This window comes from Enterobacter sp. JBIWA003 (assembly GCF_019968825.1).
GTDB classification, from domain to species: domain Bacteria; phylum Pseudomonadota; class Gammaproteobacteria; order Enterobacterales; family Enterobacteriaceae; genus Enterobacter; species Enterobacter quasiroggenkampii.
Map to the genome: position 1 here is coordinate 1,218,772 of NZ_CP074170.1, position 17,591 is coordinate 1,236,362.

Below are 17,591 nucleotides of genomic sequence, written 5' to 3' on the forward strand. Positions count from 1 at the left end.
GTACAGGAGACGTGTCGTTCAGGCATCTTATTATTTGCCGATCATGGTGGACATGGTCTGGGCGATAAACTGTGCTCTGGCACCGAAAATCACCTGAATACCGTTGTCGCCGACAAACACTACGCCGCGCGCGCCGAGCCCGTTCAGGCCGTCTTTATCCACCGCCTCGCTTTTTGTGACTTCCAGGCGAAGACGAGTGATACAGGCGCCGACGGAGTCGATGTTATGCGCGCCGCCCAGCAGGGTGATGATCTCGGTCGCGAGTTCGGAATCCGATTTCTCATCCGCGTTGGCGGTTACTTCAGTGCGGCCCGGCGTTTTCACGTCGAAACGACGGATCACAAAGCGGAACGTGAAGTAATAAATCAGGCCCATTGGAATGCCGATGATAATGGCGCTCAGGAAGTGGGTCTGGTAGCCGTTAAACGACGGCAGGATCCCGAATGACAGATAGTCGATAAAGCCCGCAGAGAACGACTTGGCGATATGCGCATGCAGCAGGTACATAGTCATGTAGGCCAGGCCCGCCATGATGGCGTTAAAGACGTACAGAATCGGTGCCACGAAGATAAAGGTAAACTCAACCGGTTCGGTGATCCCCGTCAGGAAGCAGGTGAGCGCCGCGGAGAACAGAATACCGGCCGCGATTTTTTTATTCTTCGTATGGGCTTCGTGATACATCGCCAGGCACGCCGCAGGCAGCGCGAACAGCATCAGCGGGAATTCACCCTGCATGAACTTACCGGCGTTCTGGTAGGTGTCGCTGCTGAAGGATTTCACCCCTTCTTCCAGCATCTTGAACCAGATGGTCTGGTCGCCGTGGATCACCTGGCCTGCCTGGGTGGTGTAATCCCCAAACGAATACCAGAACGACGGATACCAGATATGGTGCAGACCGAGCGGGATCAGCGCGCGTTCCACCAGACCGAAGATAAAGGTCGAGGCCGCCTGATTATCGCCGTTAACGACCACGGAGAGGGCGTCGATACCGGCCTGGATATGCTGCCAGACATACGGCAGCAGCAGCCCCATCAGGAACGAGAGGAACGCCGTTGCAATCGCCACGAAGCGCTTGCCGGAGAAGAAGCCCAGGAATTCCGGAAGCTGCATGGTGTGGAAGCGGTTGTAGCACCAGGCCGCGAGAATACCGCAGATCAGGCCTCCAAAGACGCCCATCTGCAGCGTCGGAATGCCCACTACCATGGCGTATTTCCCGCCCTGGGAGGCCATTTCCGGCGTGATGCTCAGCACGGTGCTGATGGTGATATTGGTGACAAACACCGAGACCGCCGCGGACAGCGCCGCAATACCGGATTCTGACGCCAGGCCCACGGCAGAACCAATGGCAAACAGCATCGGCAGGTTATCAAAAATAACTCCGCCCGCGTTCATCATCAGCGGCAGATGGAACTTATCGCCGAAGGCCAGCAGCAGGCCCGCAGCGGGAAGCAGTGAAATTGGCAGCATTAAGGCGCGACCAATCATCGATAACTTAGACAGCGATTTAACAAACCCTGATATCAGACTCATGCTGATTTCCCCCGAGTAGCGCTTTTTTTGGCGCTGTTATTGTAAGTAGAACGTTTTAGTAGAACGTTCTACTTATCGTGGGCAAAGAGTGAAAAACGCGCAACTGAATTTTCACTTTTCAACAGATGAAATAGTGATTATTTGAAGTGGATCGATAAATAACCGTGATGGGTGTGAGGGGATAGAGATAGAAATTGCCGGGTGGCGGCTTCGCCTTACCCGGCCTACAAACGGAGACAGTACGTAGGCCCGGTAAGCGCAGCGCCACCGGGCATCAAACGGCTTACGCCGTCACGGTCACGCTCTGCCCTTCAAAGCTCACGGTCTGCCCCGCGACGATCTTGCAGCGCTTGCGGGTTTCCACCACGCCGTCGACTTTTACCTGCCCGTCGGCGATGACGATTTTCGCCTGCGCGCCGCTTTCGCTCCAGCCTTCCAGCTTGAGCAGATCGCACAGCTCAACGTGCGGGTGTTTGCCTAATGAAAATGTGGCCATCTTACGCGTCCTCTACGTCGTGATATTCTTCGCATGCCTGAAGGGTATTCTGAATCAGCGTTGCGACGGTCATCGGGCCTACGCCGCCCGGTACTGGGGTAATGTAAGAGGCACGCGCGGCGGCATCTTCATACACCACGTCGCCGACCACTTTGCCGTTTTCCAGACGGTTAATCCCGACGTCCACGACAATCGCACCCTCTTTAATCCACTCGCCCGGAATAAAGCCCGGCTTACCGACCGCGACGATCAGCAGATCGGCGTTCTCAACGTGGTGGCGCAGGTTTTTGGTGAAGCGGTGGGTAACGGTGGTGGTGCAGCCGGCCAGCAGCAGCTCCATGCTCATCGGACGGCCCACGATGTTGGACGCGCCAATGACCACGGCGTTCAGGCCGTAAGTATCGATGTTATAACGCTCCAGCAGCGTCACAATACCGCGCGGCGTGCACGGACGCAGACGCGGCGCACGCTGGCACAGGCGGCCCACGTTGTACGGATGGAAACCGTCCACGTCTTTATCCGGTGCGATACGCTCCAGCACCTTCACGTTGTCGATACCGGCGGGCAGCGGCAGCTGAACCAGAATACCGTCGATCTCTTTATCGGCATTCAGAGTGTCAATAAGTTCCAGCAGTTCTGCTTCGCTGGTGGTTTCCGGCAAATCGTAAGAGCGGGAGACGAAGCCGACCTCTTCACACGCTTTGCGCTTGCTGCCGACATAAATTTGCGATGCCGGGTTACTGCCAACCAGCACAACGGCCAGCCCGGGGGCGCGTTTTCCGGCGGCTTTACGCGCCTTCACTTTTTCCGCGACCTCAGAGCGCACCTGCTGCGCAATCGTTTTACCGTCAATAATCTTTGCTGCCATCAGAGAGAAGATTCCGTCTGTAACGTTCGAAAAGGGGGGATGCGTGTATTTTGTCAGAAGCGAGCCTCGCTGTCAGTCACCCTTTGCGCGTTTTTATCAGCAAGCCGCAAAAACCCTTCTTAAGGGATGGTCAATTTCTTAGGCGGGATTAGGATGTGACCTGGCGAAATGGCAGCGTTTTGACATATTTAAAAATCGCCTCCTGAGCTACTTTGTCTCCTCCGAAATAAGCTTTCAATTCATCAATTGAACGTATTTCTTATTCCCGATTATTCGCGGGAAGGGTTATTTACATTTTAAAGGAATAGACATGAAACTCAGCAACATTGCTTCTACTGTTATTGCAACTTTGGCCCTGGTTGCGGGTGCCGCAAATGCAGCAGATCCTGCTGCCCCGGTTTCCGTAAATGGCGGTACCGTACATTTTAAAGGTGAGCTGGTTAATGCGGCTTGTTCAGTCAATACTGATTCTTCCGAGCAGACCGTTAATCTGGGTCAGTATCGTACCGCGAAATTCACCAAAGTGGGCGACACCACCTCTAATATTCCGTTCAACATTGAACTGAACGATTGCGATCCGCTGGTCGCCAAAACCGCAGCCGTTGCGTTCACCGGTCAGATCGACCCAACCGATAAAACCCTGCTGGCCGTCACCTCTGGCAGCAACGACAACACCGCGAAAGGCGTGGGTATCGAGATCCTCGACAGCAAATCCAGCGTTCTGACCCCAGACGGTGCGACCTTCTCTGCTGCGCAGACGCTGATCGAAGGGACAAACACCCTGAAGTTCACCGCGCGTTATAAATCAACGGCTGCGACTACCGAGCCAGGCCAGGCGAACGCTGACGCCACCTTCGTAATGAAATACGAATAATTCCTCCGCACAGGGATGTTCAGGCCTCAGGGACGAGGCCCGTCATACGCTATTGCCAGGAACGAAGGATGACAAGGACAGGAACACTACTGCTGTTAACCCTTGCGATGGCTTGCCCGGCATCGGCGCATACCGTGGTGATTGAAGGCGGCAAGGTTCATCTCCGGGGTGAACTGGTGAACGGCGGCTGCGCCGTGGCGCCCGACAGCCAGAATATGCGCATCGATATGGGGCAGTACCGAACCAACTCATTTTCCGGCGTGGGCAGTTTTTCCACGGTAAATGTGCCGTTCACCGTGCGGCTGCTGGACTGCAGCGTTGATGTTTCGCGCACCGTGGGGATCCAGTTTCAGGGCGTCACACCCGCAGAGGATCCGCAGGTCTTTCTGGCGACATCGCGGCCAGATGAAACGCCTGTCAGCAGCGGCGTCGGGCTGGCGCTCTTTGACGAACAGCAACGTCAGATTATCCCGAATGCCACGGCCGTCAGCTGGCTGCCGATCGATACCCGCGAGCTGGCGTTCCATTTTAGCGCCCGCTATCGGGCTATTTCCGAACACCTCGAGCCAGGCAAAATTCAGTCGGATGTCTGGTTTACGTTGATTTATCCATAACACCTGCGAACACATTATTAAAGGTACGGTTGTGATGAATACCCTAATTAAACCAGGACTTTTTTTATCGTTTATTTTAATGATGGTTTCCGCATGCGCGAATGCATCCGGCGGTATTGCACTGGGAGCCACCCGCGTTATTTATCCCGCAGAGGCGAAGCAAACGTCGCTGGCAATCACCAACAGCAATAAACAGGAACGCTATTTAATTAACGCGTGGATCGAAAATGCAAACGGGCAAAAAGAAAAAACGTTTGCCGTCACGCCACCCCTGTTTGTTAGCGAGCCGGACAGTGAAAACACGCTGCGCATTATTTACGCCGGCCCGGCACTGCCTGCCGACCGTGAATCGCTGTTTTACATGAACGTGAAAGCGATCCCGTCAGTGAACAAAGCCAAAACGGAAAACAATAACGTGCTGCAGCTGGCTATTCTCTCGCGCATCAAGCTGTTTGTGCGACCGAACAACCTGGCGATGCAGCCGGAAGAGGCGCTTTCCCAGCTGCGGTTTGAGCGCGCCGGCAACCATCTCAAAGTCAGCAACGCATCCCCGTATTACATCACCCTCGTCAATCTTAAGCTGGGCGGTCAGACGCTGGATAACCTGATGGTTGCGCCGAAAAGCGCGGCTCAGCAGGTGCTGCCAGCCGGTGCCAGCGGCACGCTCTCCTGGCAGAGCGTGAATGACTACGGTGCCATCACGCCGGCGCGTAGCGTCAACCTGTGAGCAGAGTCAGGGCGATGAAAAACCACCAGAGACGTTACTGCCCGGTTGCGCTGGCGCTGATGGCTGCGCTCTGGCCACAGGCTGGCTGGAGCGAAAGCTATTTCAACCCGGCCTTTTTGTCCGACGACACCGCCAGCGTGGCGGATTTGTCGCGTTTTGAACAAGGACACCAGCAGGCGCCCGGCGTTTATCGCGTGGATATCTGGCGTAACGATGAATTTATCGGAACTCAGGACGTGCGTTTTGAGCAGGCTGAGAACACGCCGCCGGTGGCGGGCGGGTTATCGCCGTGTATTACGCGGGCGATGCTCGACCGCTTTGGCGTCAACGTCGCGGCGTTTCCCGAGCTGGCTCAGGTCCAGGGCGAGACCTGCGTCCCGTTGACCACGGCCATTCCCGGCAGCGAAACGGTATTTAACTTTGCCTCACAGCGTTTGAACGTCAGCCTGCCGCAGGTGGCATTACAGAACAGCGCCCGGGGCTACATTCCGCCTGAACAGTGGGATGAGGGCATTCCCGCCGCGCTGCTGAACTACAGCTTCTCCGGCAACCGGGGCAGCGAAGACGACAGCTATTATCTCAACCTGCAGAGCGGGCTGAACTATGGCGCCTGGCGCTTGCGTAACAACGGCGCCTGGCGATACACGCAGACCAACGGGCAGCGACACAGCGAGTGGCAGAATATTGGCACCTGGGCGCAGCACACCGTGATCCCGCTGAAAAGCGAACTGGTCCTGGGCGACAGCAATACCGGCAATGACGTCTTCGACAGCATGGGGTTCCGCGGCGGACGGCTCTTCTCGTCTGACAGCATGTATCCGGACAGCCTGCAGGGCTACGCGCCCACCGTGCGCGGGATCGCACGTACGCCCGCCAAAGTGGTGGTCCGTCAGAATGGCTACGTGATCTATCAAAGCTATGTGCAGCCGGGCGCCTTTGCGATTACCGATCTCAACCCCACCTCTTCAAGCGGTGACCTGGAAGTGACGGTGGAAGAGAAAGACGGCAGCCAGCAGCGCTATACCGTGCCGTACTCCACCGTGCCGCTTCTGCAGCGTGAAGGGCGCTGGAAGTATGACCTCGTCGCGGGGGATTACCGCAGCGGTAACAGCGATCAGGACACGCCGTTCTTCACCCAGGGCACCCTGATTACCGGACTTGCCAACGGCTTTACGCTCTACGGCGGAACACAGCTGGCCTCACGCTATACCGCGGTCGCCGTCGGGGCCGGAAAAAACCTGGGCGACTGGGGCGCGGTTTCGCTCGATATCACCCACGCCCGCAGCCAGCTCGCGGACGACAGCAAGCATGAAGGGCAGTCCCTGCGCTTCCTCTATGCGAAATCCCTTAACGGTTTCGGCACCAACTTCCAGCTGCTGGGCTACCGCTACTCCACAAAAGGATTTTACACCCTGGACGATGTGGCCTGGCGCTCAATGGAAGGCTATCAGTATGCCGACAGCCAGGATAATGACGGCGTGCCGGACGTGCAGAGTTATCACAACCTGACGTGGAATAAAAAAGGCCGCTTCCAGCTCAACGTATCTCAGTCTCTGGGGGACTACGGCTCGATCTATATCTCCGGCAGCGAGCAGACCTACTGGGGAACCGACGAGTCGAACCTCTGGTACCAGCTGGGCTACGCGGGGGGCGTGAAGGGGATCAACTACTCCGTTTCGTGGTCGTGGAACAAATCCGTCGGGATCGACGGCACCGACCGGATCGCGTCGTTTAACGTCTCCGTGCCGTTCAGTATCTTTACTCGCCAGGGCTATCGCCGGGACAGCGCGATTGACCGCGCCTATGCCACGGCATCTGCCAGCCGGAACAGCGATGGTGACACGAGCTGGCAAACCGGCGTCAGCGGCACGCTGCTGGAGGACCGCAACCTGAACTACAGCGTGACCCAGGGACACACCAGCACCAACGGCGCAAGCGGAAGCGCCAGCGCCAACTGGCAGGCGACCTACGGCACGTTGGGCGTGGGCTACAACTACAGCGACGATCAGCACGATCTCAACTGGCAGCTCTCCGGCGGGGTCGTCGGCCATGCCGACGGCGTGACCTTCAGCCAGCCGCTGGGCGACACCAACGTGCTGATAAAAGCTCCGGGGGCATCCGGCGTCAGCGTCGAAAACCAGACCGGCGTGAGAACCGACTGGCGAGGCTATGCGGTGATGCCGTATGCCACCGTCTACCGCTATAACCGCGTGGCGCTGGATACCAACACCATGAGCAACAACACCGACATCGAAAACAACGTGAGCAGCGTGGTGCCGACCAAAGGCGCGCTGGTGCGCGCCAGCTTTGATACCCGCATTGGCGTGCGCGCCCTGCTGACGGTGATGCGCGGTAACCAGCCGGTGCCGTTCGGTGCGGTGGTCCGTGAGACCCGGAGCGGTGTCACCAGCATGGTGGGGGACGACGGGCAAATTTACCTGAGCGGGCTGCCGCTGGAAGGCGAACTGCTGATCCAGTGGGGCGATGGGGCGCAGTCCCAGTGTCGCGCGCCTTACAGCTTGCCTGAAAAGAGCCTGCAACAGGCAATCACACTGAAGGGGATTCGCTGTGAATAAAACCCACATCTTTGCCTTGTCGCTTCTGGCGTTACTGCCTGCGACAAACGCATTCGCTACCGTGTGCGTCAATGAAAAGGGCGTGCCGACGGAGGTGCATTACGACCTGACGGATAAATTCAATAGCTCGAATAACCAGATTGGACAGGTCGTGACGCTTAGCGAGAAGTCGCAGTGGGTAGGGGTGAATGCCGTCTGCCCGAAGGGCACCGTCGGGAATACCACCAAGCGTAGCTATGTGACCGACTACCCGGTCACGGGAACGAGCGATGGCTATCAGTATCTGAAGCTTAACGACTATCTGGACGGGGCCATGAAAATCACGGACAGCTATGCTGGCGTGTTTTATCCGCCTAAAAACTATATCCAGATGGGGAGCCACCCTAACGTCTCGAAAAACAAACCGTTTGGCGTTCAGGACTCCAGCCTTGTCTTCCGCCTTAAGGTGACCCGGCGTTTTATTAACATGGTCGTGATCCCGCGCGCCACCATGTTCCGCGTTTACGTCACCACCACCTCCTCCGATCCGCTCACCACGCCGGTCTATACCATCAGCTACAGCGGTACCATCCAGGTGCCGCAAAGCTGCGCCATCAATGCCGGTAACGTGGTGGAGTTTGATTTCGGTGACATTGGCGCCTCCCTGTTCAGCAAGGCGGGTGTAGGTAACAAACCGGAGGGCGTCTCATCGCAAAGCAAAACCATTGCGATCAAATGCACCAACGTGGAGGCGAACGCCATGCTGACGATGCGCGTTGAGGCGGAAAAAGTCTCTGATAATGTGCTGGTGTCGGATAACCCGGACGTCGGGTTCATCATTGCCAACGAGAGCGGGGCGCCGCTGACGCCTAACAACCTGACAAGCAAAATTCCGTTCCGCCTTGACGACAGCGCGCAGGCGCAGGTGGGGATCCGGGTCTGGCCGGTGAGCGTGACGGGCAATAAGCCAGCGGAAGGGCGTTTTACCTCGCGCGGGTATCTGCGTGTGGATTACGACTAAGGAGCCGATATGCGAAACGGGATTCGTTTTATCACCGTGGCGCTTTTTGCGCTTTGCACACAGGCTCAGGCGGACACCGCGCTGGGCGAAATTAACATTCGGCTCTACGGCAATATTGTCGATTTTACCTGCGTTGCCGAGGGGAGCGACAGCGACAAGACCGTTACGCTGGGCACCTGGCCCACGAAACAGCTCAGCACGACCGGGAGCCGCACGCAGCCCATGCCGTTTACGCTGAAGCTGACCGGCTGTCCGCCGGGGGCGGCGTCCATTACGTTTTCGGGCAAAGCCGACGGGAGCAATAACGGATTGCTGGCGCTGAACGACGCCAGTACAGCGAGCCGTGTTGCGGTAGAGATCAGGGATGCGGATAAAACGCGTCTGGCTCTCCAGCAGGCCAGTCAGCCGGTCTCGGTTGATGCGCAGGGGAATGCAACATTGTCGTTTTATGCCAATTATATTGCCACTGCAGATAACCCTCAGCCCGGACGAGCCGATGCGGATGCCACCTTTATGATTAACTATAATTAGCACTGACCGCACTCCCTGCAGCTCAGATAAGCTGCAGGGAGTGAATTCAGGTTAAAGCAGCTCGTGCGCTTTGGCGTAATCAATTAATTCCACGATGCTTTGCACACCCAGTTTGGAATAAATATTGGATTTATGCGCGCTAATGGTTTTGTTGCTTAATAGTAGCTGTTCAGCAATTTCCTTATTGGATAATCCATTCGCCAGATACCGTAATACCGTGACCTCGCGATTCGATAATGGCATATCGACAGCCATCCCTTTCCCTGAACCCAAATGGTTTATAAAGTTCAGCGTTTCCGACGGGAAAAAGGAATAGCCCATCAGGATCATTTCTACGGCGTTGTAGATCTCACCCAAATCTTTACGTTTACTGACGAAGCCATTTGCCCCGGCGCGAATAGCGCGACCCGCGTAAAATAACTCTGATTTAGACGAGAGGAACAGAACCTTAATGTCTTTGTTTAAGTTTCTGATTCTCTTGAGTAAAGCGAAAGCATCCGTGCCCGTGAGTTCAATGTCAAGGATCACCAGATCGATAGGGTGATTACGGATACAGTCAAGAACTTCATGGCTATCGCCAGACTTGAGCTTGACTGTGATATTCTTATTTTTCTGTAGCAGGACTTCTATCGACATTCTGACGATAGGATGTTCGTCCATAATGATAACGGATGCCGGTTTCATTTTTAATGCCTCAGATTGTTAAAAGCGTTATGCAGAGTTTGGTAAAACTCTCGAAATGCCGGAAGGATATAATGTGCAGATCCCTATACCGTAGTATTTCCCTGGAAAGAGCGAAAGCATCCTTGTTTACGTAATGAAAAGAACTATGCCTCAGCGCGGTCATCTCATTTGGCTGGTGTTGGCAAAAAGGTTTTTCTTATTCAGATTTGGTACGCATCTTATTATACAGGGTAAGTTTTTTCCGAAAACCCTGTAAATTAATATCCGCTTATGGGTTTGTATTATCTTCTGGATCTGAATCGTTATTTTTTTAAATTTAGCGGAAATATCCTGTTATCTCATTTACCGCATATTTTCATCTTTATGTAATAACAAAAAATAACACATATCTCTTTATGTTGATCAATTGTTAACAAAAATACGCATCATTCAGGGGGACAAACCCACGCTGATGAGGACAACAATTGCCCTCGCAGGCCGTCAGACCTTCATCTGAAAGCGCGCAGGTTGACCCGAAGGCCCACATCTCATGCACAGGAGAACATGCTATCCGCTTCGCTTTTTCCTCCTGAGCGTTCCCGCTAACCTGCTTGTTTTTACATCATTATCATCTTGTTAACGCTGTCTGCATTCACTTAACGGATGGAGGAAAGTGCTGCCGTTCGTTCAATTTGTGGCATTTCGCAAGGTTCGCGGCCATAAATTAGGAATAGTTATAATTTCGACTTTATTGTTAAAAATTAACATTTTTGAAACACGAATGGTAAGTAAATTCCTAAAGCGCTTTAGGAAATAAGGGGTTAGGACGTGAGTGTAAACGTGCAGTCTGAGAGGTTATTAAGAAGGTGAAGTAATTCCTGCCGATGACTCAGCCCCAGTTTCACCAGGATGCAGCTGAGACGATAGATAATGCGGCTATAGGGACGATTCTGCATAAGGGCAATCTGACGTAACGTCTTGCCCCGGGAAAGTTCCTGCAGGATCGGCCATTCGTTGCGGGAGAACCAGTCTTTGTCGGAGCCCTGTGGGGGGCGGGTATCCAGCAGGCTGTGCTGAAGTGCTGCGGCGTTCAGCTGGCGTTCGAGCACATGAAAAGGACCTGCCGCTTTGCAGAAGAGGCGAGTGTCGTAATTATCGGCCCGGACTAACAGCCAGGGCGTAAGGAAAGGCGGAAACAGGCTGTGGCGTCTCAACTGATCCAGTTTCTCCAGAAGCCCCGTGGACCGGCTTTCAATATCCACGACCAGACGGGCAGAAGGCCACTGCGTCTGCGCGACAAGGGCGTCATCCAGCGTGGCGTAGTCACAGCAGCTGCTCAGCGGGAACTGCCCGTTGAGAAAACCGGTGCGCAGATAGTGATCCTCCGTCACCAGAAGGATAAACGGGGCGTCTGTTTTGCGTGGCTGGCTGATGGACTGGCTCAAGAATTCGAGCCGGTCGAAAAAGGGGGGGGCAAAAGGTGAGCGCGTAAATCCCAGTGCATCACTTCCTGTACGCCGCCGCCGGTAACGGCGCACTGTCATTCGCATGGTCTCCCTCCTGGAAATGGCGTTTTAATCCTCCGGCCATGTCCAGGACGGCCAGTAATATCCCTGGCCGAAGTCTGCGCCTGCCTGCAGTGCCCAGGTACGATCGCGTTCAGTCTCAATACCTTCGATAAGCACTTTCCCGGCAAGCTGAAAGCAAAGGGAAACCAGGTGCCTCAGCGCAGGGGTATCGCGTAAACGCCAGAATGCTTCCTTATCTATTTTGATGCCGCTTAACGGGAGTCGACAGGATAAAAACGACTGCACTAAGACGTCATCGATGTCATCCAGCCAGATTGCGTGCCCCTGTCTGCTCAGCTGCTGCAGATTCTGAACCACATGCTGCTTGCGCGCGACAGACAGCGCCAAAAAAGCCGCAGGGTCGACAAACTCAATATTGAGCGGCACGCAGGGGAGTCTGATAAGACGCTGAAAGGACGCAGGCTCTGTCAGGACGGTTATCGGCAGATTAATAAAAAGGTTATGACCGTGCGGCGTATTTTTTAACGTGGCAAGCTGCGCTTCAAGCAGCGTTATCGACCACTCAGCGGACCGATCGCAAAAAAAGTCCTCACTGTGCCGCGTGTCGGCCAGAACGCTAAGGACCTCGACGCCAACCTGGCGCAAGGAGGTAAGGGCGACGATGGGCTCAAGCTTAATGCCGACGATGTCCTGAGATAGGTACTGTAACCGGGGGGGCGTATCGATCAGGTTTTGCGCTGTCACTCCATTGTCCTGTTGTCTGTCAGCCTCCAGGCGGCCGGGATATCTGACTCTAGTGTGACGAGCTGACGTACAGGAAAACAGCAGGCGTTACTTAAATGCAACTAAGCCTTTTCGCAGCGCTAAATTTTACGGTAAAACGGGGATAAATGTTGAGAAAATAGCCGTATTTACAATCGGCTAGCGGTAATTGCCCCTGAAAACGGAAAAGGCATTGACTCACCTGCCATTGACCGTATAATTCTTCGCGTTTCACCGCCGCGAAGTACACGCTTCTCAGTGCGCCCTTAGCTCAGTTGGATAGAGCAACGGCCTTCTAAGCCGTAGGTCGTAGGTTCGAATCCTACAGGGCGTGCCATTTCATTTCATAGAGTTACGCCTCACTCACACCCTCCTGATTTCCGTTGTGGGACATATTTGGGACATCGACCCTAAAATTTATCGGTCATGAAGGACATTTATGTGGTATCTACTCGCAATTTCGCTTGCCGCACTTTCCCTTAATAAAAGCCTGGCTTACCTGCTGCTGGGATTAACGGCATTTCTCGGCTGGAAACAGAGCATTCTTGACGCCCCAGCGCTGCTGGTTATTGCATCAATCGTAATTGGCTGGTCTGTTGTTGAATGGCTACGTAATAAAGATGATAAATATACTTATCTGATTGAAGGCCTGTGCGTGGTCATCGCCGTTGCCCTGGTTATGCATGTGCTCCCGGGCTTCCATAATCCCAAAGTGCTGGATGCTGTCGTCGTTGGTCCGCAAAGCATACCGTTCAGTATGTACTTTAATATGGACAAGGCGGTGGTGCCGTTCTTTTTAATTACGTGCATGCCAACTCTATTCGTAGCAAAACCCCTCTATAAAATTGGCAAGCTCGGCTGGGGAATATTGGTACTTGCGGTACCCGCGCTGTTACTTCTGGCTGTGGCGTTGGGCGGGCTGAGAATTGAGCCGCATGCGCCAGAATGGTTCGCGCAATTTGCCCTTGCGAATATTTTCTTCGTCTCTTTGGCCGAGGAAGCCCTGTTCAGAGGCTACCTGCAGCAGCGCTTTTCCCGGATCGTTCATCCTGTCGTGGCGTTGTTGATTGCCTCAGTCATCTTTGGGCTGATGCATTATAGCGGCGGTTTACTACTGATTATTTTTGCCAGTCTCTCCGGCATTATTTACGGCCTGGCGTGGATGTGGAGCGGCAGGCTCTGGGTTGCAACGTTATTCCATTTTGGACTGAACTGCGTGCATTTATTGTTCTTCACCTATCCTGTGTATGCCCCTCATGCGGCTATGTAATGCTTTTTAAATGAGTAGCCTAATAAATTTAGCTATCTCCGGATAACCATAAAAAGCCCCCGCAATATCGGGGCTTTTTATATCTGCCGGGAGCGCGAATAACAGATTTACCTTCGCGCCATAATGAATAGAAGGCTAATGAGTTTCGTTGTTGGCAGGCTTAAGGTTTTCTTAATCTAGAAATTATCTCGCGTTAAAATTTGGATTTTTATCATTACAAAATCGGCTAAAAAGAAATTTTACACTTTTACGCGTAAACTGGATTGATACTAATTATCATTAGCGTTGTTGTATGCTTTAATCCTGTCCCACAAAGCTATGAGTGGTTACTCCCGTTGGTCTATTAAGGATATGTTCATGAATTCTCGCCTGCTGTCCTGCTTCTCGCTTGCCTTGTTGTCTTCATCCCTTTTCCTTTCCACACAATCGGTTGCCGCCGATAACAACGACGGTATCGTTGTCTATAACGCGCAGCATGAAAACCTGGTGAAGTCGTGGGTTGACGGTTTTACCAAAGAAACCGGGATTAAAGTGACTTTGCGTAATGGTGATGACAGCGAGCTGGGTAACCAGCTGGTTCAGGAAGGCAGCGCATCGCCGGCAGACGTATTCCTGACGGAAAACTCGCCATCCATGGTGCTGGTGGATAACGCTAACCTGTTTGCACCGCTGGATGCCGACACTCTGAAGCAGGTACCGGCAGAGTATCGTCCGGCGCACGGCCGCTGGATCGGCATTGCCGCCCGCAGCACCGTATTCGTCTATAACCCGGCGAAGCTGAGCGAACAGCAGCTGCCTAAATCGCTGATGGATCTGGCGAAACCCGAGTGGAAAGGCCGCTGGGCGGCATCTCCTTCAGGCGCGGATTTCCAGGCCATCGTGAGCGCGATGCTGGCCCTGAAAGGCGAAAAAGCCACCCTGGAATGGCTCAAGGCGATGAAAGCCAACTTCGTTGCCTATAAAGGTAACAGCACGGTGATGAAAGCGGTCAATGCTGGTCAGATTGATGGCGGGGTGATTTATCACTACTACCGCTTTGTCGATCAGTCCAAAACCGGTGAAAACAGCAAAAACACCCAGCTCTACTACTTCAAACACCAGGACCCGGGCGCGTTCGTAAGCCTTTCTGGCGGTGGCGTGCTGGCGTCCAGCAAACACAAAGCGCAGGCGCAGGCCTTCATCAAATACATTACCGGCAAAGAAGGTCAGGAAAGTCTGCGTACCAACAACGCCTTTGAATACGCCGTGGGTGTGAACGCGGCCTCTAACCCGAAACTGGTTCCGCTGAAAGATCTTGATGCGCCGAAAGTTGAACCTTCAACGCTCAACAGTAAGAAAGTTATCGAGCTGATGACGCAAGCCGGTCTGCTGTGATCCTGAGAGTGAAGTGAACGTCTTATGTCTGGTCTGAGTCTCGACATCGGAAAAAACAGAGTGCAGGAGCCTGCCCGCAGGCGTCCTGCACTGCCGATGGTTGCGTTAGCTGTCTTGTTTTCATTACTGGCGCTTCTGCCTTTGGGTTTTATCATTGCCATTGGCATTGAGACGGGCTGGGAAACGATAAAGGCGCTGGTGTTTCGCCCGCGTGTGGCTGAGCTGCTCAGCAACACGCTGTGGCTGACGGCCCTGGCGGTTCCGCTGTGTATCGTGACGGGCGTGGCGATAGCCTGGCTCACCGAGCGCACGCAGCTTGCCGGGCGAGGGATCTGGTCTGCACTGGCGGTCGCCCCGCTGGCGATCCCCGCGTTTGTGCAAAGTTATGCCTGGGTGAGCGTTGTTCCGTCCATGCACGGGCTCTCCGCGGGCGTGTTTCTCTCCGTTCTGGCCTACTATCCCTTTATCTATATGCCGGTTGCGGCGGTGCTGCGCCGCCTTGACCCGACGCTCGAAGATGTGGCCGCATCGCTCGGCACCCCGCCGTGGCGGGTCTTTTTCCGCGTGGTTCTGCCCCAGCTCAAGCTGGCTATCTGCGGCGGCGCGCTGCTGGTGGCGCTGCACCTGCTGGCGGAATATGGCCTGTACGTGATGATCCGCTTTGATACCTTCACCACGGCAATTTATGACCAGTTTCAGTCTACCTTCAGCGGCCCGGCAGCAAACATGCTGGCGGGCGTGCTGGCGTTATGCTGCCTGGCTATCTTAGTGCTGGAAGGCGTGACGCGTGGAAAGGCACGCTACGCGCGCATTGGCGCCGGTGCCGCGCGCGAACAGAAACGCTGGCCGCTGAAGCCTGCGGCTGCCGCGTTGGGGCAGCTGTTTTTCATCGTGCTGATCGTGCTGGCGCTGGGCGTGCCGTTAGTTGTCCTGTGTCGCTGGATTTGGCTCGGCGGTGTGGAAAACTGGATGAGCGCCGATCTCTGGCATTCGCTGCGCCAGACGCTGATGCTCGGCGTGGGCGGCGCGCTGCTGACGACGACGTGCGTGATCCCCATCGCGTGGCTCGGTATCCGCTATCCGCACCGTATCTTCCGGATGCTGGAAGGGTGCATCTATATCACCAGTTCGCTGCCGGGCATTGTCACGGCGCTGGCCCTGGTCACCGTCACCATTCACTACGCCCGTCCCATTTACCAGACGGAAATAACCCTGTTCCTTGCCTATCTGCTGATGTTTATGCCCCGTGCGCTTATCAACCTGCGGGCGGGAATTGCGCAGGCACCGGTTGAGCTGGAAAACGTGGCGCGAAGCCTTGGCAGCACGCCCGCGAAGGCGCTCTGGAGCGTCACGATGCGGCTGGCCGCGCCGGGTGCGGCGGCGGGAGCCGCGCTGGTTTTCCTCGGCGTCAGCAACGAGTTGACCGCCACGCTGTTGCTCTCTCCCCTGGGCACGCGCACGCTCTCCACCGGATTCTGGGCGCTGACCAGCGAGATTGATTATGTGGCAGCGGCACCTTACGCGATGCAGATGATCCTGATTTCCCTCCCGCTGACCGCCATTCTCTATATGCAGTCGAAGAAAATTGCAGGGCTATGACATGCTTGAATTAACCGCCATTTCTAAATCGTTTGCTGATGTGCAGGTGCTCGACAGCTTAAACCTGAGCGTTGCGCCGGGGAGCAGAACGGCCATTGTCGGGCCGTCGGGGTCGGGTAAAACCACGCTGCTGCGTATTCTTGCCGGGTTTGAGACGCCCGACACCGGACGTATTGTCATGCAGGGGAGAACGCTGTTTGATGAAAACCGTTTTGTCCCAGCCCACCAGCGCGGGATCGGTTTTGTGCCGCAGGAGGGCGCACTGTTCCCCCACCTCAACGTGGCAGACAACATTGCCTGGGGGCTGGACGGGACCCGCCACGAGAAGCGCCAGCGCGTTGAGGCGCTGATGGAGATGGTCTCGCTGGACAGGCAGCTCGCCACGCACTGGCCCCACGAGATTTCCGGCGGACAGCAGCAGCGCGTGGCCCTCGCCCGTGCGCTGGCCCAGCGTCCTTCACTGATGCTTCTGGATGAGCCGTTCTCGGCGCTGGATACCGGCCTGCGCGCGATGACGCGTAAGGCAACGGCCGATCTGCTGGCCGAAGCGGGCGTGGCCTCGATTCTGGTCACCCACGACCAGAACGAAGCGTTGTCTTTTGCCACGCAGGTTGCCGTCATGCGTGCCGGACGTTTCACGCAGGTCGGGACGCCTTATGAGGTTTATACCCGTCCCGTTGACGAAGAGACGGCACTGTTTCTTGGTGATGCGCTAATCCTGCCTGCGCAGCTCACCGCGGGCTACGCCCTGTGCGCCCTGGGTGAGGTGCCCACGGACAACGCGCAGGCGACAGGGCAGGGCAGAGTGATGCTGCGCCCGGAGCAGCTGAGCGTGACGGCATGTGCCTCACATGAAAGCCCAATCTCCATTCTTGATGTGGATTTTACCGGCCACCTGTCGACGCTCACCCTTGGGCTCGCCGGGCAGCACGAGCCCGTGACCCTGAAGACCGTCAGCCAGCCAGGATGGAACCCGGGCACGGCGGTACGCATTGATATTGCTGGCGCCGCGCGTGTATTCGACTATTCTTAATATTCGTTAATAATTTCATGCAATGGGTTGTTATAAAAGAATTTTCCCGAAAAAATGGCATTTCCTGAGATTCTCTACCATGCTCATAAAACCTCACCATAATGCGTGAGGTTTTTCGTAGTTGCTGATTAATCTCAAGGAAAAA

General features: G+C 55.1%; 16 protein-coding genes and 1 tRNA gene. 11 read left to right on the top strand and 6 right to left on the bottom strand.

Annotated elements, in window-relative coordinates:
• Nucleotides 1-30 precede the first annotated feature (30 nt).
• The 3 genes from KGP25_RS05775 to folD form a co-directional block, all read right to left on the bottom strand.
• The gene (locus KGP25_RS05775) at nucleotides 31-1,530 is read right to left on the bottom strand and encodes a PTS transporter subunit EIIC (RefSeq protein WP_045909726.1); all 1,500 of its coding nucleotides are present in this window, start codon (nucleotides 1,528-1,530) and stop codon (nucleotides 31-33) included.
• Nucleotides 1,531-1,813: 283 nt separating this feature from the next.
• On the bottom strand, nucleotides 1,814-2,026 hold the full coding sequence (gene ybcJ, locus KGP25_RS05780; RefSeq protein ID WP_028012224.1) for a ribosome-associated protein YbcJ: 213 nt from the start codon (nucleotides 2,024-2,026) through the stop codon (nucleotides 1,814-1,816).
• A gap of 1 nt (nucleotide 2,027) precedes the next feature.
• On the bottom strand, nucleotides 2,028-2,894 hold the full coding sequence (folD, locus tag KGP25_RS05785) for a bifunctional methylenetetrahydrofolate dehydrogenase/methenyltetrahydrofolate cyclohydrolase FolD (RefSeq protein ID WP_008499332.1): 867 nt from the start codon (nucleotides 2,892-2,894) through the stop codon (nucleotides 2,028-2,030).
• 310 nt (nucleotides 2,895-3,204) lie between these two features.
• Here folD and fimA point away from each other — a divergent pair, with 310 nt between their 5' ends.
• The 6 genes from fimA (at nucleotide 3,205) to sfmF (ending at nucleotide 9,216) form a co-directional block, all read left to right on the top strand.
• A complete protein-coding gene (fimA, locus tag KGP25_RS05790) occupies nucleotides 3,205-3,768 on the top strand; it encodes a type 1 fimbrial major subunit FimA (RefSeq protein ID WP_008499333.1) in 564 nt (187 codons plus the stop codon).
• Nucleotides 3,769-3,836: 68 nt separating this feature from the next.
• Nucleotides 3,837-4,382 carry a type 1 fimbrial protein subunit FimI gene (fimI, locus tag KGP25_RS05795; protein WP_223540093.1) on the top strand — a complete coding sequence of 182 codons (546 nt, stop codon included), beginning with the start codon at nucleotides 3,837-3,839 and terminating at the stop codon, nucleotides 4,380-4,382.
• Between the two features lie 34 nt (nucleotides 4,383-4,416).
• Entirely contained in the window at nucleotides 4,417-5,109 is a 693-nt protein-coding gene (gene fimC / locus KGP25_RS05800; protein ID WP_048030144.1) for a type 1 fimbria chaperone FimC, read from the top strand.
• A 14-nt stretch (nucleotides 5,110-5,123) separates the two neighbouring features.
• On the top strand, nucleotides 5,124-7,685 hold the full coding sequence (locus tag KGP25_RS05805; protein WP_223540094.1) for a fimbrial biogenesis usher protein: 2,562 nt from the start codon (nucleotides 5,124-5,126) through the stop codon (nucleotides 7,683-7,685).
• On the top strand, nucleotides 7,678-8,685 hold the full coding sequence (gene fimH / locus KGP25_RS05810; RefSeq protein WP_045909723.1) for a type 1 fimbria D-mannose specific adhesin FimH: 1,008 nt from the start codon (nucleotides 7,678-7,680) through the stop codon (nucleotides 8,683-8,685). The genes KGP25_RS05805 and fimH overlap by 8 nt, the downstream gene beginning before the upstream one ends.
• 9 nt (nucleotides 8,686-8,694) lie before the next feature.
• The gene (sfmF, locus tag KGP25_RS05815; protein ID WP_045909722.1) at nucleotides 8,695-9,216 is read left to right on the top strand and encodes a fimbria assembly protein; all 522 of its coding nucleotides are present in this window, start codon (nucleotides 8,695-8,697) and stop codon (nucleotides 9,214-9,216) included.
• A gap of 51 nt (nucleotides 9,217-9,267) precedes the next feature.
• Here the strand turns inward: sfmF and fimZ are convergent, their stop codons facing one another.
• The 3 genes from fimZ to KGP25_RS05830 all read right to left on the bottom strand — a co-directional run bounded on the left by fimZ (nucleotide 9,268) and on the right by KGP25_RS05830 (nucleotide 12,152).
• Complete coding sequence (fimZ, locus tag KGP25_RS05820) at nucleotides 9,268-9,900, bottom strand: fimbria biosynthesis transcriptional regulator FimZ (RefSeq protein WP_008499339.1); 633 nt, start codon at nucleotides 9,898-9,900, stop codon at nucleotides 9,268-9,270.
• Between the two features lie 800 nt (nucleotides 9,901-10,700).
• Nucleotides 10,701-11,429 (bottom strand): response regulator transcription factor, encoded by a 729-nt coding sequence (locus tag KGP25_RS05825; RefSeq protein ID WP_048225963.1) that lies wholly within the window; start codon nucleotides 11,427-11,429, stop codon nucleotides 10,701-10,703.
• 24 nt (nucleotides 11,430-11,453) lie between these two features.
• Nucleotides 11,454-12,152, bottom strand: a complete 699-nt coding sequence (locus tag KGP25_RS05830) for an EAL domain-containing protein (protein WP_045909720.1) — start codon at nucleotides 12,150-12,152, stop codon at nucleotides 11,454-11,456.
• Nucleotides 12,153-12,430: 278 nt separating this feature from the next.
• On the opposite strand from KGP25_RS05830, the gene KGP25_RS05835 reads away from it, so the two are divergent.
• The 5 genes from KGP25_RS05835 to KGP25_RS05855 all read left to right on the top strand — a co-directional run bounded on the left by KGP25_RS05835 (nucleotide 12,431) and on the right by KGP25_RS05855 (nucleotide 17,446).
• A tRNA-Arg gene (locus KGP25_RS05835) sits at nucleotides 12,431-12,507 on the top strand.
• Nucleotides 12,508-12,609: 102 nt separating this feature from the next.
• Nucleotides 12,610-13,440, top strand: coding sequence for a CPBP family intramembrane glutamic endopeptidase (locus tag KGP25_RS05840; RefSeq protein ID WP_223540095.1), 831 nt, complete (start codon nucleotides 12,610-12,612; stop codon nucleotides 13,438-13,440).
• Nucleotides 13,441-13,797: 357 nt separating this feature from the next.
• Complete coding sequence (locus tag KGP25_RS05845; protein ID WP_048026887.1) at nucleotides 13,798-14,814, top strand: iron ABC transporter substrate-binding protein; 1,017 nt, start codon at nucleotides 13,798-13,800, stop codon at nucleotides 14,812-14,814.
• 24 nt (nucleotides 14,815-14,838) lie between these two features.
• Nucleotides 14,839-16,413 (top strand): iron ABC transporter permease, encoded by a 1,575-nt coding sequence (locus KGP25_RS05850; protein ID WP_223540096.1) that lies wholly within the window; start codon nucleotides 14,839-14,841, stop codon nucleotides 16,411-16,413.
• Nucleotide 16,414: 1 nt separating this feature from the next.
• On the top strand, nucleotides 16,415-17,446 hold the full coding sequence (locus KGP25_RS05855; protein ID WP_045416620.1) for an ABC transporter ATP-binding protein: 1,032 nt from the start codon (nucleotides 16,415-16,417) through the stop codon (nucleotides 17,444-17,446).
• Nucleotides 17,447-17,591: the final 145 nt, after the last annotated feature.